Source organism: Polaromonas sp. P1_F9, from assembly GCF_056405615.1.
This window is the reverse complement of the sequence record NZ_JBFUBT010000006.1, coordinates 161,862-183,516: the sequence shown is the minus strand read 5'-3', so window position 1 is coordinate 183,516 and position 21,655 is coordinate 161,862. Positions and strand designations below refer to the sequence as shown.

Below are 21,655 nucleotides of genomic sequence, written 5' to 3'. Positions count from 1 at the left end.
TGAAGCCTTTATGTTCAGGAAGCCGGAACGGAAACCGGGCAAGGATTGCGTGCCCCAAAGCACCAATTTTGCCTTGCCTCCTAAAATGGGCCATGTCCAAGACCTTTGATGTCTGTATTCGCGGCGATGGCGTGGTAGGCAGCACGCTGGCCCTGTTGCTGGCGCGGGAGCGCCTGCGCGTAGCGTTGGTCACCCGGCCTGAAAAGCCGCCAGGGGTGCACACCACGCCCGATGTACGTGCTTACGCCCTCAACAGCGCGTCGCGCAGCGTGCTGGAAACCCTGCGCGCCTGGCCCGACGCGGCCTTTGCCACGCCGGTGGTCGAAATGCAGGTTTGGGGAGACAACGGCGGCAAGCTGGATTTCACGGCGCGCAGTGTCGGCCAGGAAGCGCTGGCCTGGATTGTGGACGTCCCGGCGCTGGAGCAGCAATTGAGCCAGGCAGTTCGCTACCAGCCGCAAATCGAGACAGTGGACGCGCCTGCCAAAGCCGCGCTCAATGTGATTTGCGAAGGCCAAAAAAGCGCCAGCCGTGATGAGTTCGCCCGGATCCGGCCGGTCAACTGGACCATCAAGCCCTATCCGCAAAAGGCCGTCGCAGCACGGCTTGAGCTGGACAAGCCCCATGGCGGCATTGCACGCCAGTGGTTTACCAACGGCGACATACTGGCTCTTTTGCCTTTATCGGGTGCCAACGGGAACTTGGCGGCGCTGGTGTGGTCTGTCCCTGTACAGCGCGCTGCGGTGCTTGAAAAAATGCCCCCGGAAGAATTTTGCAATACCCTCAAGGCCGTGTGCGGTGAAGAGACCGGCAACCTGCGCCTGACAAGCGAGCGGGCAAGCTGGCAGCTTTCCCTGTCAAGTGCCGGGCACTGGGTAGGCCCCGGATGGGCTTTGGCGGGCGATGCGGCGCATACGGTACACCCGCTGGCCGGCCAAGGGTTGAACCTGGGCCTGGCCGATGCGGCTTGCCTGGCCGAAGTGATTTCACAACGTGAGTACTGGCGCGGATTGGGTGATGAAAAACTGTTGCGGCGCTACGAAAGAGCCCGCAAGGCCGATGTGGCGGCAATGGGTGCGGTCACCGACGGATTGCACGGGATTTTTGCGCAAACCGATGGGCGCTGGCAGGCCCTGCGTAATTGGGGCATGAAGGGGTTCGAGCGAAGCGGTTTGCTCAAGGCCTGGCTGACGCGGCAAGCCGCGGGTTTATGAACGACTGAGAAACAGACTGGTACCGAAATGAAAATCGCAAAATTGATCGGCGTGCTCAGCCTGGCGGCGTTCAGCCTGGTTCCTGTTTTTGCGCAGGAAGCCGTCATCCGCAAAAACCTGTCCGAACAATTCCCCGATTTTGCAAAAATCGATGAAGTCACCAAAACCCCGATGAACGGCCTCTACGAGGTACGTATCGGCTTCAACATCTTCTACACCGACGAGCAAGGCAATTATTTGCTGGAAGGCCAGCTCCTGGATGTAAAAACCCGCAAAAATCTGACCGAGGAACGTATCGGGAAACTCAGCGCGGTTGCTTTCAAAAAACTCCCTTTGGCTGACGCTGTCAAGATTGTCCGCGGCGATGGCAAGCGCAAGCTGGCGGTGTTCGAAGACCCCAACTGCGGCTACTGCAAGCATTTTGAACGCGACCTGACCAATGTGGACAACGTCACTGTCTATCTTTTTCTGTACCCCGTGCTTGGGGCAGATTCCATCCTCAAGTCGCGCAATATCTGGTGTGCCAGGGACAAGGCGAAATCCTGGAACGACTGGATGCTGCGCAACACCACGCCTGCAACGGCAGAATGCGACATCGCAGCCATCAAGCGAAACCGGGATTTTGGCCAGAAATACAACATCACCGGCACACCCACCCTGATTTTTGCCGACGGATCCCGCGCACCCGGCGCGGTCAGTGCGCAGGAGGTTGAAAAAATGCTGCTGAGCGCGAAAACCCCCTGAAACCGCTTCGAAAATCACGTATTTAATGGAAAATCAGCCGCCAGCCCATACACCGCCTGTGCCAGCTGCTCATCTTTTGATAGCATCCAGGCGTTAACCGGCTCCGCAGCCAGGCGCACGCAGACGGGCAGAGGCGGACCTGGGGTATTCTTTGCACAAGATGCCAGGCACTCACAGAAACACCCCTTTCCCCCTTCACTACCGCGTCGAAACAGGCGACCTGCACACCCACCTCTTTCGTGTGACCCTCACGATCGCACAGCCTGACGCCTTGCAAAGGGTCTCGCTGCCTGTGTGGATCCCCGGCAGCTACCTGGTGCGGGAATTCTCCAAAAACCTGCAGAACCTGGAAGCCCGCCAGACAGGCCGCACGCCGCTTAGGGCAGAGCAGCTCGATAAATGCACCTGGCAGATTCAGTGCTCGCCCGCCAAACCGCTGGTGCTGCGCTATGAGGTGTACGCCTATGACAACTCCGTGCGCAGCGCCTGGCTGGACGCCCATCGCGGCTTTTTCAACGGCACCAGCCTGTGCCTGAAAGTGCAGGGCCAGGAGAAAGCCGTGCATTTACTGGAGATCCCCGCGCCGAAAACCGCCAAGGGCTGGTCACTGGCCACCGGGCTCACGCCGCAGGCAGTCAACAAGCATGGGTTTGGTACCTATCGGGCGGCCGATTACGACGAGCTGGTGGACTGCCCCGTGGAAATGGGCGCTTTCTGGAGCGGTACTTTTACGGCGCGCGGCGTGCCGCATCGCGTGGTGGTGGCGGGTGCAGCGCCAAGCTTCGACAGCGCCAGGCTACTGGCGGACACCCAGAAGATTTGCGAAACAGAAATCCGCTTCTGGCATGGCGCCAAAAAACCGCCCTTCCAGAGCTACCTTTTCATGCTGAACGCGGTAGATGACGGTTATGGCGGGCTCGAGCACCGCAACTCAACGGCGCTGATCTGCAACCGGAAGGACTTGCCGCGCCTGGGTGAATCCCGCACGGCAGAAGGCTACACCACGCTGCGCGGCCTCATCAGCCACGAATATTTCCACACATGGAACGTCAAGCGGCTGCGTCCCGCGGAGTTTGAGCGCTACGACTATGGCGTCGAGAATTACACCGGGCTGTTGTGGTTTTTCGAGGGCTTCACCAGTTACTACGACGACCTGTTGCTGCGCCGCGCGGGCCTGCTGGACAACGCGGGCTACCTCAAGCTGCTCAACAAGACCATCAACCAGGTCATGCAGACCCCGGGCCGGCTGGTTCAGTCCGTCGCCCAAGCGAGCTTCGATGCCTGGGTGAAGTATTACCGGCAGGATGAAAATACGCCCAATGCCACCGTGAGCTACTACACCAAGGGAGCGCTGGTGGCGCTGTGTTTTGACCTGACGCTTCGGTCAGAAGGCGGAGCTGCCAGGGGCGCGACGCTGGACAACGTGATGCGCGCACTCTGGCAGCGCTGTAAAGCCGGCCCCCTGCGCGAGGCAGATTTTGCAGAGGAGCTTGCAGCCGCAGGACACCGCCCATTTGCCACCGAGCTGGCCCAATGGGTGCACGGACGCGAAGAACTCCCGCTCAAAGCCTTGCTGGAACAGCATGGCGTGACAGTCGCCGAAGACCCTGCGCAACTTGCCCAGCGGCTGGGCTTGCGCGCCAGTGAAAACCAGGGCGTCGTGCAGGTCAAGACCGTGCTGCGTGGCGGCGCTGCCGAACGTGCCGGGTTTGCGGCGGGAGATGAATGGCTGGCGGTGGAGCCCATTGCCGCAGGCGCACGGCAGCCGAAGGGTGGTTGGCGCATGAACCGGCTCGATGACCTGCTGCACTACGCAGGCACGGCCAAAAAAGTCATTGCCCTGGTCGCACGCGACAAACGACTGCTGCGGCTGGAGCTGCCCATGCCGCCCGCGCTGACCACCTGGCGCCTGGCGGTGCGGGATGCCGCGCTGATGGACCAGTGGCTCGGCCAGAAAACCTGACCCAGCCTTGTGCGGCGCACCTCCCCGGAAGGTTATTCGCCCTTGAATACGGCGGGACGCTTTTCAAAAAAGGCCGTCACGCCTTCCATGTAATCGTGGCTGCGCCCCGGGGCAGCCTGCATGTCGCGTTCCGCATCGAGTTTCTGGTGCAGCGTGCGTGTGGCGCCTTCACGCTCTGCCGGGTAAAGCTGTTCAGGGCATGGGGACGGTTCAACGTGAGGATGCCCACAGCATCATCGATGGCATACAGAACGGTGGGATCGGCAGCGGAGCCGGTATGGGAAGCAGTCATGGCAGCAGTCTCCTGTTCCCGAATCTGGCATTGCGGCAAGCCATTGGCGGCCACGGCCCGTGGCATCATTGCCGGACGCACTTCCAGCCAAAGGACCTATTTCATGTCTTCCACGACCTACGAAACCATTGAAACCCGCACCGAAGGCCCGGACAGCCGCAAGGTGGGTATCGTCACGCTGAACCGGCCCAAGCAACTCAATGCCCTGAACGACCAGCTCATGGATGAACTGGGCCGGGCGCTAAAGGCGTTTGATGCCGATGACACCGTCGGCTGCATCATCCTGACCGGTAGCGAGAAAGCTTTTGCCGCAGGTGCCGACATCGGCGCCATGGCCACCTACAGTTTTGCCGATGTTTACAACAACGATTACATCACCCGCAACTGGGAGCAAATCCGCGGCATCCGCAAGCCGGTGATTGCTGCCGTCAGCGGCTTTGCACTGGGCGGCGGCTGCGAGCTCGCCATGATGTGCGACTTCATCATCGCCGCCGACAACGCAAAGTTCGGCCAGCCTGAAATCAAGCTGGGCATCATTCCCGGTGCTGGCGGCACGCAGCGCCTGCCCCGTGCCGTGGGCAAGGCCAAAGCCATGGACATGACCCTGACGGGCCGCATGATGGATGCCCAGGAGGCAGAGCGTTCAGGCCTGGTCAGCCGCGTGGTACCGCTGGAAAAGCTCATGGACGAAGCCCTGGGCGCCGCTCTGATGATCTGCAGCTACGGCCAGACCAGCGTTATGGCCGCCAAGGAAGCCCTCAACCGGGCATTTGAAAGCGGCCTCAGCGACGGCGTGATGTTCGAGCGGCGCCTGTTTCATTCGCTGTTTTCGACTGAAGACCAAAAAGAAGGCATGGACGCCTTCGTCAACAAACGAAAGCCAGTGTTCACTCACCGCTAAAATTAGGCCAGAAAACCAAGCAGAAGCCGCGGAACCGGCTTTGCCGGGCCGCAGGCGAACGGCCCCCTCGGGGGGCAGCGAACCACACGAAGTGGAGAGCGTGGGGGCTGCTATAATCTTGGGTTCGGTCGTATAGCTCAGTTGGTTAGAGCGCAGCATTCATAATGCTGATGTCGGTGGTTCAAGTCCACCTACGACCACCAGGAATGCGTCAAAGCCTCAGAGGGTCTTTCCCCCTGAGGCTTTGTTCTTTGTTATTCTTCCGTTTATTCACAGCCTCTGGACACATACCATGAACCGCTGCACTTCCCCTCTGGCCGCACTCCTGATGATGCTGGCTGCTTCTGCCGGCCTGATGAGCCTGCCAGCCCTGGCCCAGACCGATTCGGCCGAAGCCGTCAAGCCCAATATCCGGAAATTCCCCCCCAAGGCCATCCGCGGCGAAATGGTGGTGGTGGCGCCGCCGGTGATCTCCATGGACGGCAAGCAGGACCGGCTCTCCGTAGGCTCGCGCATACACGACATCAACAACAATTTCGTGTTGTCCGGCCCACTCCTGAACCAGAAGCTGGTGGTGAACTACGTGCGCAGCAACACCGGCGAGGTGCATGAGGTCTGGATCCTCAACGCGGAAGAGGCCAAGGAAAAGCGGGCGGGCGGCACCGGCACGATTTTCAATTTCAGCAGCGGCACCCCTGCCAAGGCAGTGGACAACGGCAAGACGCCGTACGACCAGTTACCTGCCTACAAGCAGTAACGTTCACTGCCTCAAGCATCGAATCCGCCTCACGCCCTTTAAACATGGGCGCAGGCAGCTATTAATTCAATAGCAACCGCGGCAGGCCCACAAAAAACGCCAATCGGTCAGCATCATGAGCAAAAAAGTCTTCATTAAAACCTTCGGCTGCCAGATGAACGAGTACGACTCGGACAAGATGTCCGACGTGCTCCATGCCGCTGAAGGCTACGAGCCTACCCAGGACATGGAACAGGCCGACCTGATCCTGTTCAATACCTGCTCCGTGCGCGAAAAAGCACAGGAAAAGGTTTTCAGCGACCTGGGCCGCGTCAAGCACCTGAAGGAAAAGGGCGTGCTGATCGGCGTCGGCGGCTGTGTGGCCAGCCAGGAAGGCGCGGCCATCATCCAGCGTGCGCCCTATGTCGATGTGGTCTTCGGCCCGCAGACGCTGCACCGCCTGCCGCAGCTGCTGGCCAACCGGACCCGGCTGGGCAAGCCGCAGGTCGACATCAGCTTTCCCGAGATCGAAAAATTCGACCACCTGCCGCCGGCGCGCGTCGAGGGCGCCAGCGCCTTCGTGAGCATCATGGAAGGCTGCTCCAAGTACTGCAGCTACTGCGTGGTGCCCTACACCCGCGGCGAAGAGGTCTCCCGGCCCTTTGAGGACGTGCTGGTCGAAGTCGCCGGTCTGGCCGACCAGGGCGTCAAGGAAGTCACCCTGCTCGGGCAAAACGTCAACGCTTACCGTGGCCCCATGGGTGGCACGGCCGAGATCGCCGACTTCGCGACGCTGCTTGAATACGTCTCCGACATCCCCGGCATCGAACGCATCCGCTACGTCACCAGCCACCCCAACGAGTTCACGCAGCGTCTGATCGACGCCTACGCCAGGCTGCCCAAACTGGTCAACCACCTGCATCTGCCGGTGCAACATGGCTCCGACCGCATTTTGATGGCCATGAAGCGCGGCTACACCGCCATGGAATACAAGAGCACCATCCGCAAGCTGCGCGCCATCCGTCCGGATCTGGCCATGAGCAGCGATTTCATCGTGGGTTTCCCCGGCGAGACCGAAGACGACTTCGGCAAGATGATGAAGCTGATCGACGAGATCGGCTACGACACCTCGTTCAGCTTCATTTACAGCCCGCGACCCGGCACCCCCGCCGCCGCGCTGCATGACGACACACCGCACGAGGTCAAGCTCAGGCGCCTGCAGCATTTGCAGGCCACGATTGACGACAGTGTGCGCGCCATCAGCGCCAGCCGTCAGGGCACGGTGCAGCGCATTCTGGTGGAAGGCGCCTCGCGCAAGGACCCGACCGAGCTCATGGGCCGCACGGAGTGCAATCGCGTGGTCAACTTCAAGGGCCAGCCGAGGCTGATCGGCCAGATGCTGGACATCACCATCACCCAGGCCACGCAACGTTCGCTGCGCGGCGAAGTACTGACGCGGGACGTCGCCGTGGCGGCCTGAGACCGCCCGCGTTGCTCAAGCACTCGACGCGCATGCTGCAACGATTTTCGTTCCGGCAACTCCTGGTGATCGCCTTCCTGCTGATTGCTGCCCTGCTGGGCGCTGCCTCATTGCGGGCGCTGTTTACGCTGGAAGACCTTTCGCTGCAAAGCCGCAGCAATGCCGCACGTGCTCTCGAGCTCAGCAGCGCGGCGCAGTCTCTTGCCGAGCGCAGCGTATCGATGGAGCGCACCTCGCGCCAATCGGTCGTCCTCGACGACCGGGTATTGCGCGCGCGCTTCGGTGACGAGGCCCGTGAGGCCGCGGACATCCTGACCAGCCTGGCGCGTGAAGACATACCGGTTGCCAAAGCCCGGGAATGGCGCGCGCACATGCAAAGCATCGGCGACCTGCTGACCGGCCCGACGGGTACAGCGCTGGAGCGGGAGCGCCAGCTGGCGCAGGAATTCCGCGAACTGGAAAGCGTCAACGCCGCCATCGCGGTGCAGGTGCAACAGGCGATTCAGCAACGCAACAAATCGCTGGAGGGCAAGCTTGAGGCCAGCCGCCAGCGGCTGACCCAGCAGGTGACCTGGGCCATCGTGCTGGCCATCGCCATGGCGCTGGCATTCGGCGTGTGGTTCACGTTGCCGCTCAGGCGCCTGGAAAACGCCATCGTGGGCCTGGGCGAAAACCGGCTCGACCAGGTCATCACCATCCAGGGGCCGGCCGACCTGGCCCTGGTGGGGCAGCGGTTGAATTGGCTGCGGCTTCGGCTGGTCGAGCTGGACGCCGACAAATCGCGTTTCCTGCGCCATATCTCGCACGAACTCAAAACGCCGCTGGCATCGCTGCGCGAAGGAGTGTCGCTGCTGGAGGACGGCGTAGCCGGCACGCTGAGCAATGACCAGCGCGAAATAGCACAAATCCTCAGGCACAACACCGGCGTGCTGCAAAGCCAGATTGAAGACCTGCTGCGCTTTAATACGGCCGCGTTCGAGGCACGCCAGTTGAACCGCCAGAATGTCGACCTGTTGCAACTCCTCGAGGAGCAGGTGTACGCGCAGCGCCTGCAGTGGCGCGCACGGGAACTGACGGTCAGCGTCGTCGGCGAACCCGTCGTGATGGAAATCGACCCCGAAAAAGTCGGCACTGCGCTGGCCAACCTGCTGTCCAACGCCATCCGCTATTCACCACCCAAAGGGCAGATCCGGCTGGAACTGAGTCCACTGCGGGGTTTCGTCCGCATCGACATCCACGATCAGGGCGTCGGCGTGGCGCAGGCCGACCGCGAGCGGATTTTCGAACCCTTTTACCGCGGTGAACGCCAGCCGGTCGACGTGGTGCGGGGCAGCGGTATCGGCCTGTCCATCGTTCACGAATACATTGCCGCACATGGCGGAAGCATCGTCCTGATGCCCGATCAACCTGGTGCACACTTCAGAATAGAGCTTCCTCATGTTTCCAAGTACTGATTTTCCCCCTCCTACGCCTGCGGCCCGCTTCTCCGGGCGCGGCCTGTTGCCGGCCCTGGTGACGTCGGCCTTGCTGGCCGCGTGCAGCAGCGGTGGCCCCGCCCCCGAGCGTGGCGCCAACACCGCAGCCGTTCTGGCAGCCCGGGCTGCGGCCTCTGCTGCCGAAGCCGCGAGGGCCAGCGCCAGCCAACCCGCGCCGCTCCCGGAATCGGTCGTTTTTGCCAGCGGCATGACCCTGCGCATGCTGGCTTACGCCGAGCGCGTACGCCTCATGCAGCCGCCGGAACTCACCCAGGAAACCGGACGGCTCGGAGACGCCGCCAGCCCCGAGGCCCAACTCCAGCTCTCACTGGTGCTGGCCCAACTGCGGCAGCTGCCCGAACTGATACGTGCGCAGGAGCTGCTTGCCCGCGTATTGGGCAATGCCGATGCCCAGCCGCTGCATCCTCTGGCAAGGCTGCTGGCGTCGCGCTACGCCGAACAGCGACGTCTGGAAGAGCAGCTTGACAAACAAGGCCAGCAACTGCGCGATGCGCAGCGCAGGCTGGACCAGACCAACGAGCGGCTGGAGGCGCTGAAGGCCATTGAGCGCAGCCTGACCAGCCGGCAGCCGGCGGCAACGGCCTCGGCGCCCACACCCCCTGCCAGCCGGGCCCGCCCCGCCGCACCATGAACGACTCAGCCCTGACAGCGCCCCACCTGCTCGTGGTTGATGATGACGCCGACATGCTGCGCCTGCTCACCATGCGGCTGACCGCAGCGGGCTATCGCGTCACTGCGGTCACGTCGGCCGAAGCGGCGCTGACGCAGCTTCATATTGAACGCCCGCAGCTGGTGCTCAGCGACGTGCGGCTTCCCGGCCGGGACGGCTTGGCGCTCTTCGACGACATCCGCCTGCAGCATCCTTCGCTGCCGGTGATTTTGCTGACCGCGCATGGCACCATTCCCGACGCCGTGGAAGCCACAGAACGCGGCGTGTTCACCTATCTCACCAAACCCTTTGACGGCAAAAGCCTGCTCGACAAGATTGCCCAGGCCCTGGCGCTGAGTGCCCCCGCGAACCCGGCCAAGCGCGGCAGCGCCGAAGCCTGGCAAAACCAGATCATCAGCCGCTCCAGCCGCATGGCGGAAGCACTGGCTGAAGCGCGCATGGTGGCGCAGTCGGACGCCAGCGTGCTGCTGCGCGGTGAAAGCGGCACCGGCAAGGAGCTGCTCGCACAGGCCATCCACCAAGCAGGTGCACGGGCCAGCAAGCCCTTTATTGCCGTGAACTGCGGCGCCATTCCTGAAGCCTTGCTGGAATCCGAGCTGTTTGGCCACGTCAAGGGCGCCTTCACCGATGCAGTGGCCAATCACAAAGGCCTCTTCCAGGCCGCAGACGGCGGCACTTTGCTGCTCGATGAAATCGGTGACATGCCGCCAGCGCTCCAGGTCAAGCTGCTGCGCGTGTTGCAGGAGCGCGTGGTGCGGCCCCTCGGCTCCAGCCAGTCGATCCCCGTGGACGTGCGCATCATCTCGGCCACCCACCGTGACCTGGATGCCGCCATGGCCGATGGCCAGTTCCGCGCCGACCTTTATTACCGGCTCAATGTCGTCACGCTGACCCTGCCCCCGCTGTCGGAGCGCCGCGAAGACATTCCCCTGCTGGCCAACCATTTCCTGCTCAAGCTGGCCACCAAGTACGACAAGCGCCTGAGCGGCTTCGCGCCCGAGGCCCTCAAGGCCCTGACCACGGCCGCCTGGCCGGGCAATGTGCGCCAGCTCTACAACGTGGTGGAGCAGGTTTGCGCGCTGTCCACCACCCCGTTGGTGCCGCTGGCGTTGGTTCAGCGGGCCTTGCGCTCACCCAGCGTGCAAGTGCTCACCTATGCCGAGGCCAGGCAACACTTCGAGCGGGATTACCTGGTCGGGCTGCTCAAACTGACAGATGGCAACGTGGCCGATGCGGCCCGGCTGGCTGACCGGAACCGCACGGAGTTTTACCGCCTGATGCAAAAGCACGGGCTTACGCCGGGCCACTTCAAGGTTTAGACCGTAAACCAGTTCCAAGAGCTCCGGTTCGACCTGAGTTTGTCGCTATGCCGCTGTAGGCCGTCGCTGGTTGGCGACAGGCTTAAACCTTTGATTTAAAACGATTAAATCGAACCATCCGCAGAAGTTGTCGCTCACCGGCGACAAAAACAGCAATTCTGAGCCCTTTTAAGGAGGCTTACATTTGGTTAAATCAAGTATCACGCCCAACCTATTGATTTAAAACAATTTTCTGAAGTTGGCACAGGGTTTGCCCTAGTCATGGCATGCCAGCTTTTTTCCTGCCTTTTTGGGCATCCTCCAGCGCCCCCAAGCGCCGCTTCAATTTTCCCCTGCGGGCCCATATCGCGGCCTGCGCAAGCCTTGCCGCGCTGACGCTTGCGGCGGGCCAGGCTCACGCCTTCGATCTGGAAGATGTGGCCGCCATAGCCCGCCAGCGCTCGCAAGCGCCTTGGCGCGAAGCGTCCCACGCGGTGCCCACCGAGCTCGCCAAGATGGCGTATGACGACTACCGCGACATCCGTTTCAATCCTGTCAGCACGCTCTGGCGCGCCGACAAACTTCCCTTTGAAGCAAATTTTTTCCACGTCGGCCGGCACGGTGATTCGGTTCGCATTCACGAAATCACGACAGCGGGCGTGAAGCGACTGTCCTACGACCCCGCCACATTCAATTTCGGAAAAAACAAACTGTCACCCGAGACCTGGGGCGATCTGGGCCACGGCGGCGTGCGCTTTTTCGCCAACCTCAACTCGCCCACCTACAAGGACGAGCTGGTGGTGTTCACCGGCGCCACGTATTTCCGGGCGCTGGGTTCGGGCCAGCGATACGGCCTTTCGGCACGCGGCCTGGCCGTGGACACCTCAGTCGGCATCGGCGCAGGCAAGGAAGAGTTTCCCCGCTTCACCGATTTCTGGCTGCAAAAACCTGCTGGTGACAGCAGGCAGCTGACGGTGTTTGCGGTGATGGATTCGGAACGCATGACAGGCGCCTACCGCTTTGACATCCAGGTGGGCGAGCAAACCACAACGAACGTGCAGGCGCGCATCTTCATGCGCCCTGCCGCTACCTCCGGCAACAGCGCACCCATGACCTCGCTGGGCATCGCGCCGCTGACGAGCATGTTTTTCTCTGGTGAGAACCAGCCCCGCCCCGGCGACTTCCGGCCGGAAGTGCACGACTCCGACGGCCTGATGATGGCCACCGGTGACGGTGAATGGCTGTGGCGTCCCCTGCAAAACCCGTCCGCCCCGCTGGTGACTTCTTTCGCCATGAAGTCGCTCAAGGGCTTTGGCCTGATGCAGCGTGACCGCACCTTTGCCAATTACCAAGACACCGAAGCCCGCTATGAGATGCGGCCCAGCGCCTGGGTCACGCCCATAGGCGACTGGGGCGGCGGCCGGGTCGAACTGTTTCAATTTGCCACGCCGGACGAGACCCATGACAACGTGGCTGCCTACTGGGTACCCGAAAAAATGCCGGCTCCCGGCCAGTCGCTGGACATCGCGTGGCAAATCAGCTGGCAGGGCAAGAACCAGCAACTGCCGCCCAACGGCTGGGTGACGCAATCGCGCCGCGGCTTCGGTTTTTCAAAACCGGGAACCGACCTCGCGAGCCAGGTCCAGTACGTCATCGACTTTGCCGGCCCGGCGCTGGACGCGCTGCCGGAGGATGCCAGGGTCGAAGCCGTCTCAAGCGCCAACGCCAACGGCCGCGTGCTCGAAAGCATGGCCTACAAGAACCCCGCCACTGGCGCATGGCGCATGACACTGCGCGTGCAGCGGCTGAACGCGGCCCAGCCTGTTGAGCTGCGCGCCTTCCTCAAACATGACAACCACACTGTGAGCGAAACATGGACCAACCTGATCACACTCTGACTCCATCCGCTGCACGCAGCGCCCTGCGCGAGGAACGCCACCCCAATTCGGTGACGGCGCCACCGCTGAATCGCGGCTCCATGGTGCCCCGGCCCTGGCGTGGCTTCTGGAACAGCATGGCCACCGCGCTGCTGCTGCCGATGCTGTCGATATTCCGGGCCGCCGGGCCGGCACCATCCCATCGCCTGCCTGCCGCCCGGCTTGAACGCTGGCAGCACGCAGCCCGGCGCCGGCGCACAGTATTCCTGCTGCTGACGGTCATCAGTACCGTGCTGGCAACCAGCATCTTTGCGGACATGCAGCCCGACTATGACAACGCCTGGTTGCAGTACGGCCAGATCAGCCTGTTTGCCCTTCTGTCAGCCTGGGTAGTGACAGGTTTCATGACGGCGATGATGGGCTTTTACGTCACGATCTTTGGTGACAAACACGCGCTGTCGGCCAAAAAAGTTCAGCACTACCCGCTGGATGCGTCCACGCGCACCGCGATCATCATGCCGATCTGCAATGAAGATGTGCGTACCGTGTTCGCCGGCCTGCGCGCCACCTGCGAGTCGGTCGCCATGACCGGCCATGTGCAGAGTTTCGACGTATTCGTGCTGTCCGACAGCAGCAACCCGGCCATCATCAAAGCCGAGCGCGCCGCGTGGGAAGACCTGCGCACGCTGCTGGCCGGCAACATCAACGAATCCGGCGACCAGCCGCAGATCGAGGTCTATTACCGCCTGCGCAAACGCCGCACCGACCGCAAGGCCGGCAACGTGGCCGACTTCTGCCGCCGCTGGGGCAAGGATTACCGCTATATGGTGGTGCTGGACGCCGACAGCGTGATGAGCGGCGACTGCCTGGTTTCCATGGTCAAGCTGATGGAAGCCAATCCCAGGGCCGGCATCATCCAGACCGCGACCCAGGCCATCGGCCACGTCACGCTGCACGCACGGGCACAGCAGTTCGCCTCACGCGTGACCGGGCGCCTCTTCACGCTGGGCATGCAGTTCTGGCAGATGGGCGAGTCCCACTACTGGGGCCACAACGCCATCATCCGCATTGAGCCCTTCATGAAGCATTGCGCGCTGGCGCATATCAAGGGCACTGGCGGCATGGCCGGCAGCATCATGTCGCACGACTTTGTCGAGGCTGCGCTGATGCGCCGCGCCGGCTACCACGTCTGGCTGGTGGGCGACCTGGTGGGCAGCTACGAGCAGCAGCCGCCCGACCTGCTGGCCGAGCTGCAGCGCGACCGCCGCTGGTGCCAGGGCAACCTGCAGAACTCGCGCCTGATCGCCGAGCCGGGCATTCACCCCGTGCATCGCTCCATGTTCGGCACGGGCGCGATGGCGTATCTGTCGGCGCCGCTATGGTTGTGTTTCCTCACGCTGGGTACGGCGCTGTGGCTGTCGGGCTCGCCCATGATTGCCGACTGGATGCTGTTGCCCGGTGAGCTGATGGCACTCTGGGGCTGGACGCTGTGCATGCTGTTCTTGCCGCGCGTCCTGGGCATTGTGGCCGTGCTGGTCAACCGCCAGCAGCAATCCTATGGCGGCACCGTCGCCCTGCTGCGCAGCGCTTTGCTTGAAACCCTGATCGCGCTGTTGCAGGCGCCCATCCGCATGCTCGCGCATTCGTTGTTTGTGGTGGTGGCCCTCACCGGCCTGAAGCTTGAATGGAAGTCGCCCCCGCGCGAAGCGGCCGCCGTGCCCTGGCGCCATGCGCTGGCGCAGCTGGCGCCGATGTCGGGCGTGGTCGTGCTGCTGGCCGTCGGCATTGCCGTGATCGATGCACGGGCTCTGATCTGGTTGATCCCGGTGGGCCTGCCGCTGTTGCTGTCAATCCCGATGACGGTACTCACCAGCAAGGTCGGCGTGGGCACGGCCCTGCGCGCGCAGAACTACTTGCTCATTCCGGAAGAGACCCGTTCACCGGCGGTGCTGCGCCGTGCCTGGCTGCATGCGAGCCGACTGGCCAAGCCACAGCTGAAGGCGGCGTAAAGGCGATCTACGCTTTTAAAGCCCATGAAAAAAGCCGCTTCGAGCGGCTTTTTTACGGCGGTGCGTGACGGAAACTGCTATTAATTAGATAGCTGAAAGTGCATTCAGATATTGGACCAGAGGCACTTTTTACTTAAAAATCCGGCGAATCAAAACTTCGGCATGCCCTTCATGCCGCCCATGCGCTTCATCATCTTCATCATGCCGCTGCCCTTCATCTTCTTCATCATGCCCTGCATCTGCTCAAACTCGTTGAGCAGGCGGTTCACCTCCTGAACATGCACGCCGGAGCCGGCGGCAATGCGGCGCTTGCGGGTAGCCTTGATGAGCTCGGGCTTGCGGCGCTCCAGCGGCGTCATGCTCTGGATGATGCCTTCCTTGCGCTTGATGTCTTTTTCAGCCTTGTCCATGTCGACCTGGCCGGCCTTGGCGCTCATGTGTGCGGGCAGCTTTTCCAGAAGGCTGGAGAGCCCGCCCATGTTCTTCATTTGCTGCAACTGGCTCAGGAAGTCGTTGAGGTCAAAGCCGTCGCCGGACTTGATCTTGGCGGCGAGCTTCTGGGCAGAGGCCATGTCCACCCCGGCGGCCACCTGCTCGACCAGCGCCAGAATATCGCCCATGCCGAGGATGCGGCCGGCGTGGCGCTCGGCGTCGAACACCTCCAGGCCGTCGATCTTCTCGCTGGTACCGGAGAACTTGATGGGCGCGCCGGTGATCTGGCGCACGCTGAGCGCCGCACCGCCGCGCGAATCGCCGTCGGTCTTGGTCAGGATGATGCCGGTCAGCGGCAGGGCTTCCTTGAAGGCCTTGGCGGTGTTGACCGCATCCTGGCCCTGCATGGCATCGACCACGAACAGCGTTTCAACCGGGTTCAGGATCGCGTGCAGCTCCTTGATTTCGGCCATCAAGGCTTCGTCAATGGCCAGCCGGCCGGCCGTATCGACCAGCAGCACATCAAAAAAGTGTTTGCGGGCGTAGTCAATGGCGGCTCGTGCGATGTCGGCCGGTTTCTGCTCGGGCGTGCTCGGAAACCATTCGGCGCCGGCCTGTTTGGTCACCGTCTTGAGCTGTTCGATGGCGGCAGGGCGGTAGACGTCGCCTGAGACCGTCAGCACTTTTTTCTTGCGCTTTTCAATCAGGTGCTTGGCGAGCTTGGCGGTGGTGGTGGTTTTACCCGCGCCCTGCAGGCCAGCCATCAGGATGACCGCCGGCGGCTGGGCTGCCAGGTTGATATCGCTCACGCCCTCACCCATGGTGGCGGCGAGTTCCTTGTTGACAATGCCCACCAGCGCCTGGCCCGGCGAGAGAGAACCCATCACTTCCTGGCCCAGCGCTTTTTCCTTGACCCGGGCAATGAAGTCGCGCACCACCGGCAGCGCCACGTCGGCCTCCAGCAGCGCCATGCGTACCTCGCGCAGCATGTCCTGCACGTTGGATTCGGTGATGCGGGCCTGGCCTCGCATTTCCTTGACGAGGCGGGATAACTTGTCGGTAAGAGCTGAGGCCATGGGAAGGCGCCACGAGCGCGGCGCAGTTAGGTGGAAAAGAAAGGCTGCAGCGCAAGGCTGCCCGAAAGGGGAAAAGAAGCAGTAAAGGCTAAACTCTAGCCATGATTTTAGCTTTGAGCGACTGGTGGGGTCTTGCAGCGGCAGCCGGTGCTGCCGTCGCCTACGCTGCATTGGCACTGGCCTCCCCGCGCCTGAACCCAGCTGCCATCCGCGGCCTGCTGCTGGCGGCCTGGCTGCTGCACGCGCTGGCTCTGGCCGACGGCCTGCTGGGCGAGCCCCCGCGTTTCGGCTTTGCACCGGCGCTGTCCATGACAGTCTGGCTGGTGCTGACCGTTTACGCCATCGAAAGCCGCCTGTTTCCACAACTCCAGGCCCACTGGGCGTTGGCGGGGCTGGGCAGCGCAGCTGTCATCCTGACGGTCATTTTCCCCGGTACCACCTATCACGCCATCGCGTCCCCCTGGCTGCCGTTGCACTGGGCCCTGGGCATTGCGTCTTATGGGTTGTTTGCTGCCGCAGTAGTGCACGGCTGGCTGATGACGCGCTCCGAGCGCTCCATCCGGCTGGCCGCACAAACCGATGCGGGTGTGCCGCTGTTGACGCTGGAGCGGCTCACCTTCCGTTTCGTGGAGGCCGGCTTTGTATTACTGTCGGCCACGCTGTTTGTAGGCTGGCTATTTGCCGAAACACTCTACGGGCCCGGCCTGGCCTGGAAATGGAATCATAAAACCGTGTTTTCGGTGCTGGCCTGGCTGACGTTTGCCGGCCTCCTGATCGGCCGGGCCCGCCTCGGATGGCGTGGCCGCAAGGCCGTCCGTGTGCTGTACCTGGGCTCCGGCCTCCTGCTGCTGGGCTACGCCGGTTCGCGCTTTGTACTTGAAGTCATTCTGAGGCGGGCATGAAATACCTTCTGGTCATGGGATTCGTGCTGGTGGTTTTCTGGCTCTGGCGCCACAACCGCGATACGGAAAGAAACGATGCGGCGGCTGCCCGCCCCCGCCAGGCACCGGGCCGCGAAACGGCCGTTGCGGAGATGATCGCGTGCGATGTCTGCCACGTGCATTTGCCGAAGTCCGACGCCCTGACAGGCGGCAAGGGGATTTATTGCAGTGACGCGCATCGCCGCCAGGCAGGAGACTAGGGCCTGCTAACACTATGTTTACAAATGCGAATGGGGTGAAAACGGTGCCAATCAAGGCGCGCGACGAATCCCAGACCGGGAGTCTGGGTGAGGAGCGCAACGCATCTTGCAAACATAGTGTTAGCAGGCCCCAATGAGCACGCCATCCCACTGGTTTGAAACGGGGGGCAAGGCGTCAGGCGCGTGGGAGAGCGTGCCCGAACTGGGTTCCTTTGGCCGTTTGTGGCGTGTCTTCATGACGGCACGCGTTGCCATCGCCACGGTGCTCGTCATCCTTCAGGCGGTTATCTACGCGTTGGGCAACATCACCAACCGCTGGTCCATCGCGGTATGCATAGCCTACCTGTGCGCCACGCTGGCCGTGCGGGTTTGGGCCAAGCCGCGGCCGCCGGGCAGTACCTTTGACGCACAGTGGGCATTGACCATCGGCGTGGACGTCATCACGTTCTCGACGCTCAATGTCCTGCAATCGAGCGGCATCAATTACACGCCGCTGTTTGCCCTGCCGGTGCTCCTCGCCTCCATCCTCGGGCCGATTTTGCTGGCCTTCGGAACCGCTGCCAGCGTGACGTTGCTGCTGCTGGCCGACGCCTGGTGGAGCTCACTCCAGGCGCTGGGCGATTTCAATGCACGATTCCTTCAGTCGGGCTTGAGCGGTTCCGGTTTTTTCCTGGTTGCGCTGCTTGCGAACCACCTGGCGTTGCGGCTGGCCCGTGAAGAACAGCTGGCAAAACGCAGCCAGTCCGCCGCGCGCATGCAGACGCAGGTGAACGAACTGGTCATTGAAACCCTGGCCGACGGTGTGCTGGTGGTTGATATCAACGGCATCGTCCGGTCGGCCAATCCGGCATCCAGGCGTCTGCTGGGAGCCCGGGGTTCAGTTCGCAGCGCGCCTTTCATCCTCGTCATGGAAGCGGCCTGGTCACCCCTGGCAGAGTTGATGCACAGCACGTTCAGCACGCAAACCCCCCAGGAAGCCGACATCAGCCTTGAATACCCGGACAGCAATACCCGGCGGCTTCATGTGCGCACCCGCCTTGCCGCCTCGAAAAACGGCACCCATGAAAGCCTTTGTGTGATGTTCCTGGAAGACCTCCGTGAAATGGAAGCACGCGTGAGGACCGAGAAGATGGCCGCCATGGGACGCATGTCGGCCGCAGTGGCACACGAAATCAGGAATCCGTTGGCGGCGATCTCTCAGGCCAATGCCTTGCTGGAAGAAGACCTGCAGGACGAGCCGCACCGCCAGCTCACCGGGATGATCCGGCAAAATGCACAGCGTCTCGCCAGAATCGTCGATGAGGTATTGAATATTTCACGTGCCCAGGCACACCTGCCCTCCCCGCAAACCACCACCCTGGCACTGGACGAAACCGCTCACAAGGTTGCCACGGACTGGGCAGGGCAGACTGCGGCATCCCAACGCATGAAGATCACGGCAGATTCGGGTAACGCCGTTGTGTGCTTTGAGCCCGAGCATTTGCGCCGCCTCATGGTCAACCTCCTTGACAACGCCCTGCGCTATGCCAGCACGTCTTCGCAGGCGATTGAAGTCTCCACCCAGCTTGTTACGCCGGGGCAGGCTCGCCTGTCCGTATGGAGCGATGGCCAGCCCATGGAGCAAACCGTGCAGACACACCTGTTCGAACCATTTTTTTCCTCTGAAAGCCGCTCCAGCGGATTGGGCCTGTACATCTGCCGTGAATTGTGCGAACGCTATGGCGCCCTGATCGGCTACCAGCGCGTGCAGCGCAGCGGCGTTGATGGAAACGAATTTTTTGTCATATTCGCACCCTCCGGCCCGTCTGTGACCTTGCCTGCGGCTTCTTTTGCCACAATGCCAACCTGAAAACCATGAACACCCCCATTCCCGTTTCCCAGCAGGCACGCATCCTTGTCATTGACGATGAACCGGATTTGCGCACCCTGTATGAGCTGACGCTGCTCAGGGAAGGGTATCGGGTGGAGGCGGCCGGTGACCTGCTGCAGGCCCGCGAACAGCTCAAGGCGCATCACTTTGATGCCGTGATCACCGATATGCGCCTGCCGGATGGCCTTGGCCTCGAATTGCTGCGCGACATGGTAGACCAGCAAAGACCCGAACGGTGCGTGGTGATTACGGCCCACGGCTCGGCCGAAAATGCGGTAGAAGCCCTCAAGGCCGGCGCGTTTGACTACCTCACGAAACCGGTCGACCTCAAACAGTTCCGCAGCGTGGTGGCGTCGGCCGTGCAGGGTGCCAAGCATCCGGCACAACAGGCCAAAAGCGATCGAAGTGCACCGGAATACGGGGCCCCTGCCTCCGGCCAGAAAAAAAGCGGGGACGGCGCCCAGATTCTGCAAAAACTGGTGGGTGAATCGGCCGTCATGCGCGCCGTCAAGTCGCGTATCGTCAAGGTGGCGGGGAGCATGGCGCCCGTCCTCATTCAGGGGGAGTCGGGCACCGGCAAGGAGCTGGTTGCACGCGCCGTACACGGCTGCAGCCACCGTGCGGCGGGGCCTTTTGTCGCCGTCAATTGCAGCGCCATACCCGAGAACCTCCTCGAAGCGGAGTTTTTCGGTGCACGCAAGGGCGCCTATACCGGATCAGCGCAGGACCGGCAAGGCTACTTCCAGGCAGCCAAGGGCGGAACCCTGTTTCTCGATGAAATCGGCGACCTGCCGCTGGCCATGCAATCCAAACTCCTGCGCGCTATCCAGGAGCGCACCGTCAGGCCGCTGGGTTCGCCGCAGGAAGATACAGTGGATGTGCGCATCGTCAGCGCGACACACAAAAACCTGGCGGCGGAAGCCCAGGAAGGAACATTCCGCCAGGATCTTTATTACCGGCTCAACGTGATTGAAATTGCCGTGCCGGCCCTGCGCGAACGCAGGGAGGATTTGCCGGCACTCTGCACTGCCCTGCTGTCAAGAATCTGCCAGGAGTCCGGGTTCAAGATACCCGAGTTGACGGACGCCGTGATGGAACAGCTGCAGTCCAGGCCCTTTAACGGCAATGTCCGGGAACTGGAAAACATCCTGCACCGGGCGGTGGCGCTCGGCGAAGGAAGCGCACTGCATTTTGATGCGCCGGCCGAAGAACATGTCCCCGTCCCGGAAAACCTGCAGGATTACCTGGACGGGCAAGAGCGAAACATCCTGACCAAGGTTTTGCTGGAAACCGGCTTCAATCGCACGGCCGCCGCCTCGAGGCTGGGTTTGAGCCTGCGGCAGATCCGCTACCGCATTGCACGCCTGAATATCGCCACGCCGGGCAATGACGACCTGGCCGACGGACTTGACCCTGCCGATGACCCCGCCTGAAAGACCCAATGCCCTTCCCCGGCCTTTGTGGCAAAACGGCTGGTACCGCTATGCACGCGCACTGGCTTCGCCCAACTTTGGTCCACGCCCTCCCGGCACACAAATCGACCTGATCGTCATCCACTCCATCAGCCTGCCGCCAGGTGAGTTCGGCAATGACAACGTCCAGCGCCTTTTCACCAACCAGCTCGACTGGGAGGCACACGCTTACTTTCAGGGCATTCGCGGCCTGCAGGTTTCATCGCACTTTTTCATCGCCCGAACCGGCGCGCTGTGGCAATTTGTGAGCGGTGACGACCGCGCCTGGCATGCCGGGGAGTCCAGCTACCGCGGACGCACCAACTGCAACGACGATTCCATCGGCATCGAACTGGAAGGCCTTGAAGGAGATGCCTTTGAAGCATCCCAGTACGAAACCCTGACCGGGCTGTGCGCCTCGCTCCTGCAGCGCTATCCCATTGAGCACATTGCCGGGCACGAGCACATTGCACCCGGCCGCAAGCGAGACCCCGGCCCTGGCTTCAACTGGCCTCTGCTGCAAAACTCGCTGTCGTCACCGGCTAGGTGTTTTCCCGAAATCATTTGACCGGTGCGCCCGGACGCACTCACCATTGCGGTGCGCCCTGCTGTTGAAATTCCGGTTATTTTTACCACGCCAGCGGTGACCGGCGCACCCAATCAAAGCCCGCGAAAAGCCGCGCCACAACGCTGCATCAGCTTCGCAAGCCTCATGGCATCAGGATTGCCGCGAGGGTTGAACCAGCCACCATCAAGCCCTGATCAAGGCGCCTGGAATGGGGCCCAAAAAAGCCACAAAACGTAACGGTGCATTCAGTCAGCGATACACTACCTGTAGTGGCTTGTATTCCCTCCATACCCTAGGTATAGTGTCTAAGCCCTAATTCAGTTTGATGTAATTCGGGTCAGGAAATGAAGGAGCAGGTTGATAGACCTGTGCAATACCTCAATATATCCAGAGACCCCGAACAGCACATCAAACCACCCATAAAACAAAGCAAAGAG

17 protein-coding genes and 1 tRNA gene are annotated in these 21,655 nt (G+C 62.0%); 17 read left to right on the top strand and 1 reads right to left on the bottom strand.

Going from position 1 to position 21,655, the window contains the following annotated elements; translation table 11 throughout:
• Positions 1-92 precede the first annotated feature (92 nt).
• The 12 genes from AC1DYR_RS18225 to mdoH all read left to right on the top strand — a co-directional run bounded on the left by AC1DYR_RS18225 (position 93) and on the right by mdoH (position 14,680).
• Positions 93-1,214 (top strand): FAD-dependent monooxygenase, encoded by a 1,122-nt coding sequence (locus AC1DYR_RS18225; protein WP_477706346.1) that lies wholly within the window; start codon positions 93-95, stop codon positions 1,212-1,214.
• A gap of 27 nt (positions 1,215-1,241) precedes the next feature.
• Complete coding sequence (locus AC1DYR_RS18220) at positions 1,242-1,958, top strand: DsbC family protein (RefSeq protein WP_477706345.1); 717 nt, start codon at positions 1,242-1,244, stop codon at positions 1,956-1,958.
• Between the two features lie 160 nt (positions 1,959-2,118).
• A complete protein-coding gene (locus tag AC1DYR_RS18215) occupies positions 2,119-3,921 on the top strand; it encodes a M61 family metallopeptidase (protein ID WP_477706344.1) in 1,803 nt (600 codons plus the stop codon).
• A gap of 395 nt (positions 3,922-4,316) precedes the next feature.
• A complete protein-coding gene (locus AC1DYR_RS18210; protein ID WP_477706343.1) occupies positions 4,317-5,114 on the top strand; it encodes an enoyl-CoA hydratase in 798 nt (265 codons plus the stop codon).
• Positions 5,115-5,240: 126 nt separating this feature from the next.
• Positions 5,241-5,317 (top strand) — tRNA-Met (locus AC1DYR_RS18205).
• Positions 5,318-5,406: 89 nt separating this feature from the next.
• Positions 5,407-5,871, top strand: coding sequence for a hypothetical protein (locus AC1DYR_RS18200; protein ID WP_477706342.1), 465 nt, complete (start codon positions 5,407-5,409; stop codon positions 5,869-5,871).
• A gap of 115 nt (positions 5,872-5,986) precedes the next feature.
• A complete protein-coding gene (gene miaB, locus AC1DYR_RS18195) occupies positions 5,987-7,330 on the top strand; it encodes a tRNA (N6-isopentenyl adenosine(37)-C2)-methylthiotransferase MiaB (protein ID WP_477706341.1) in 1,344 nt (447 codons plus the stop codon).
• 32 nt (positions 7,331-7,362) lie between these two features.
• On the top strand, positions 7,363-8,784 hold the full coding sequence (locus AC1DYR_RS18190) for a sensor histidine kinase (RefSeq protein ID WP_477706340.1): 1,422 nt from the start codon (positions 7,363-7,365) through the stop codon (positions 8,782-8,784).
• On the top strand, positions 8,768-9,457 hold the full coding sequence (locus AC1DYR_RS18185) for a hypothetical protein (protein WP_477706339.1): 690 nt from the start codon (positions 8,768-8,770) through the stop codon (positions 9,455-9,457). Before AC1DYR_RS18190 ends, AC1DYR_RS18185 begins: the two co-directional genes overlap by 17 nt.
• Positions 9,454-10,815, top strand: a complete 1,362-nt coding sequence (locus AC1DYR_RS18180; RefSeq protein ID WP_477706338.1) for a sigma 54-interacting transcriptional regulator — start codon at positions 9,454-9,456, stop codon at positions 10,813-10,815. Before AC1DYR_RS18185 ends, AC1DYR_RS18180 begins: the two co-directional genes overlap by 4 nt.
• Positions 10,816-11,081: 266 nt before the next feature.
• Positions 11,082-12,692, top strand: a complete 1,611-nt coding sequence (locus tag AC1DYR_RS18175) for a glucan biosynthesis protein G (RefSeq protein WP_477706337.1) — start codon at positions 11,082-11,084, stop codon at positions 12,690-12,692.
• Positions 12,668-14,680: a glucans biosynthesis glucosyltransferase MdoH gene (gene mdoH, locus AC1DYR_RS18170; protein ID WP_477706336.1), complete on the top strand. Its 2,013-nt coding sequence runs from the start codon at positions 12,668-12,670 to the stop codon at positions 14,678-14,680. The genes AC1DYR_RS18175 and mdoH overlap by 25 nt, the downstream gene beginning before the upstream one ends.
• A gap of 149 nt (positions 14,681-14,829) precedes the next feature.
• On the opposite strand, the gene ffh is transcribed toward mdoH, so the two are convergent.
• Positions 14,830-16,188 carry a signal recognition particle protein gene (gene ffh / locus AC1DYR_RS18165; RefSeq protein ID WP_477706335.1) on the bottom strand — a complete coding sequence of 453 codons (1,359 nt, stop codon included), beginning with the start codon at positions 16,186-16,188 and terminating at the stop codon, positions 14,830-14,832.
• A 101-nt stretch (positions 16,189-16,289) separates the two neighbouring features.
• On the opposite strand from ffh, the gene AC1DYR_RS18160 reads away from it, so the two are divergent.
• The 5 genes from AC1DYR_RS18160 (at position 16,290) to ampD (ending at position 21,218) form a co-directional block, all read left to right on the top strand.
• Positions 16,290-17,090 carry a cytochrome C assembly family protein gene (locus AC1DYR_RS18160; protein ID WP_477706334.1) on the top strand — a complete coding sequence of 267 codons (801 nt, stop codon included), beginning with the start codon at positions 16,290-16,292 and terminating at the stop codon, positions 17,088-17,090.
• The gene (locus tag AC1DYR_RS18155) at positions 17,087-17,329 is read left to right on the top strand and encodes a PP0621 family protein (RefSeq protein ID WP_477706333.1); all 243 of its coding nucleotides are present in this window, start codon (positions 17,087-17,089) and stop codon (positions 17,327-17,329) included. The genes AC1DYR_RS18160 and AC1DYR_RS18155 overlap by 4 nt, the downstream gene beginning before the upstream one ends.
• 133 nt (positions 17,330-17,462) lie before the next feature.
• On the top strand, positions 17,463-19,178 hold the full coding sequence (locus tag AC1DYR_RS18150; RefSeq protein WP_477706332.1) for a sensor histidine kinase: 1,716 nt from the start codon (positions 17,463-17,465) through the stop codon (positions 19,176-19,178).
• A 5-nt stretch (positions 19,179-19,183) separates the two neighbouring features.
• Complete coding sequence (locus tag AC1DYR_RS18145) at positions 19,184-20,632, top strand: sigma-54-dependent transcriptional regulator (protein ID WP_477706331.1); 1,449 nt, start codon at positions 19,184-19,186, stop codon at positions 20,630-20,632.
• Positions 20,619-21,218, top strand: coding sequence for a 1,6-anhydro-N-acetylmuramyl-L-alanine amidase AmpD (ampD, locus tag AC1DYR_RS18140; protein ID WP_477706330.1), 600 nt, complete (start codon positions 20,619-20,621; stop codon positions 21,216-21,218). The genes AC1DYR_RS18145 and ampD overlap by 14 nt, the downstream gene beginning before the upstream one ends.
• Positions 21,219-21,655: the final 437 nt, after the last annotated feature.

Coding starts and splice junctions, on each gene's coding strand:
- miaB (WP_477706341.1), top strand. CDS start 5,987: ATGAGCAAAAAAGTCTTCATTAAAACCTTCGGCTGCCAGATGAACGAG.
- AC1DYR_RS18160 (WP_477706334.1), top strand. CDS start 16,290: ATGATTTTAGCTTTGAGCGACTGGTGGGGTCTTGCAGCGGCAGCCGGT.
- AC1DYR_RS18190 (WP_477706340.1), top strand. CDS start 7,363: ATGCTGCAACGATTTTCGTTCCGGCAACTCCTGGTGATCGCCTTCCTG.
- AC1DYR_RS18175 (WP_477706337.1), top strand. CDS start 11,082: ATGCCAGCTTTTTTCCTGCCTTTTTGGGCATCCTCCAGCGCCCCCAAG.
- AC1DYR_RS18220 (WP_477706345.1), top strand. CDS start 1,242: ATGAAAATCGCAAAATTGATCGGCGTGCTCAGCCTGGCGGCGTTCAGC.
- AC1DYR_RS18145 (WP_477706331.1), top strand. CDS start 19,184: ATGAACACCCCCATTCCCGTTTCCCAGCAGGCACGCATCCTTGTCATT.
- AC1DYR_RS18200 (WP_477706342.1), top strand. CDS start 5,407: ATGAACCGCTGCACTTCCCCTCTGGCCGCACTCCTGATGATGCTGGCT.
- AC1DYR_RS18185 (WP_477706339.1), top strand. CDS start 8,768: ATGTTTCCAAGTACTGATTTTCCCCCTCCTACGCCTGCGGCCCGCTTC.
- ampD (WP_477706330.1), top strand. CDS start 20,619: ATGACCCCGCCTGAAAGACCCAATGCCCTTCCCCGGCCTTTGTGGCAA.
- AC1DYR_RS18210 (WP_477706343.1), top strand. CDS start 4,317: ATGTCTTCCACGACCTACGAAACCATTGAAACCCGCACCGAAGGCCCG.
- mdoH (WP_477706336.1), top strand. CDS start 12,668: ATGGACCAACCTGATCACACTCTGACTCCATCCGCTGCACGCAGCGCC.
- ffh (WP_477706335.1), bottom strand. CDS start 16,188: ATGGCCTCAGCTCTTACCGACAAGTTATCCCGCCTCGTCAAGGAAATG.
- AC1DYR_RS18215 (WP_477706344.1), top strand. CDS start 2,119: ATGCCAGGCACTCACAGAAACACCCCTTTCCCCCTTCACTACCGCGTC.
- AC1DYR_RS18155 (WP_477706333.1), top strand. CDS start 17,087: ATGAAATACCTTCTGGTCATGGGATTCGTGCTGGTGGTTTTCTGGCTC.
- AC1DYR_RS18150 (WP_477706332.1), top strand. CDS start 17,463: ATGAGCACGCCATCCCACTGGTTTGAAACGGGGGGCAAGGCGTCAGGC.
- AC1DYR_RS18225 (WP_477706346.1), top strand. CDS start 93: ATGTCCAAGACCTTTGATGTCTGTATTCGCGGCGATGGCGTGGTAGGC.
- AC1DYR_RS18180 (WP_477706338.1), top strand. CDS start 9,454: ATGAACGACTCAGCCCTGACAGCGCCCCACCTGCTCGTGGTTGATGAT.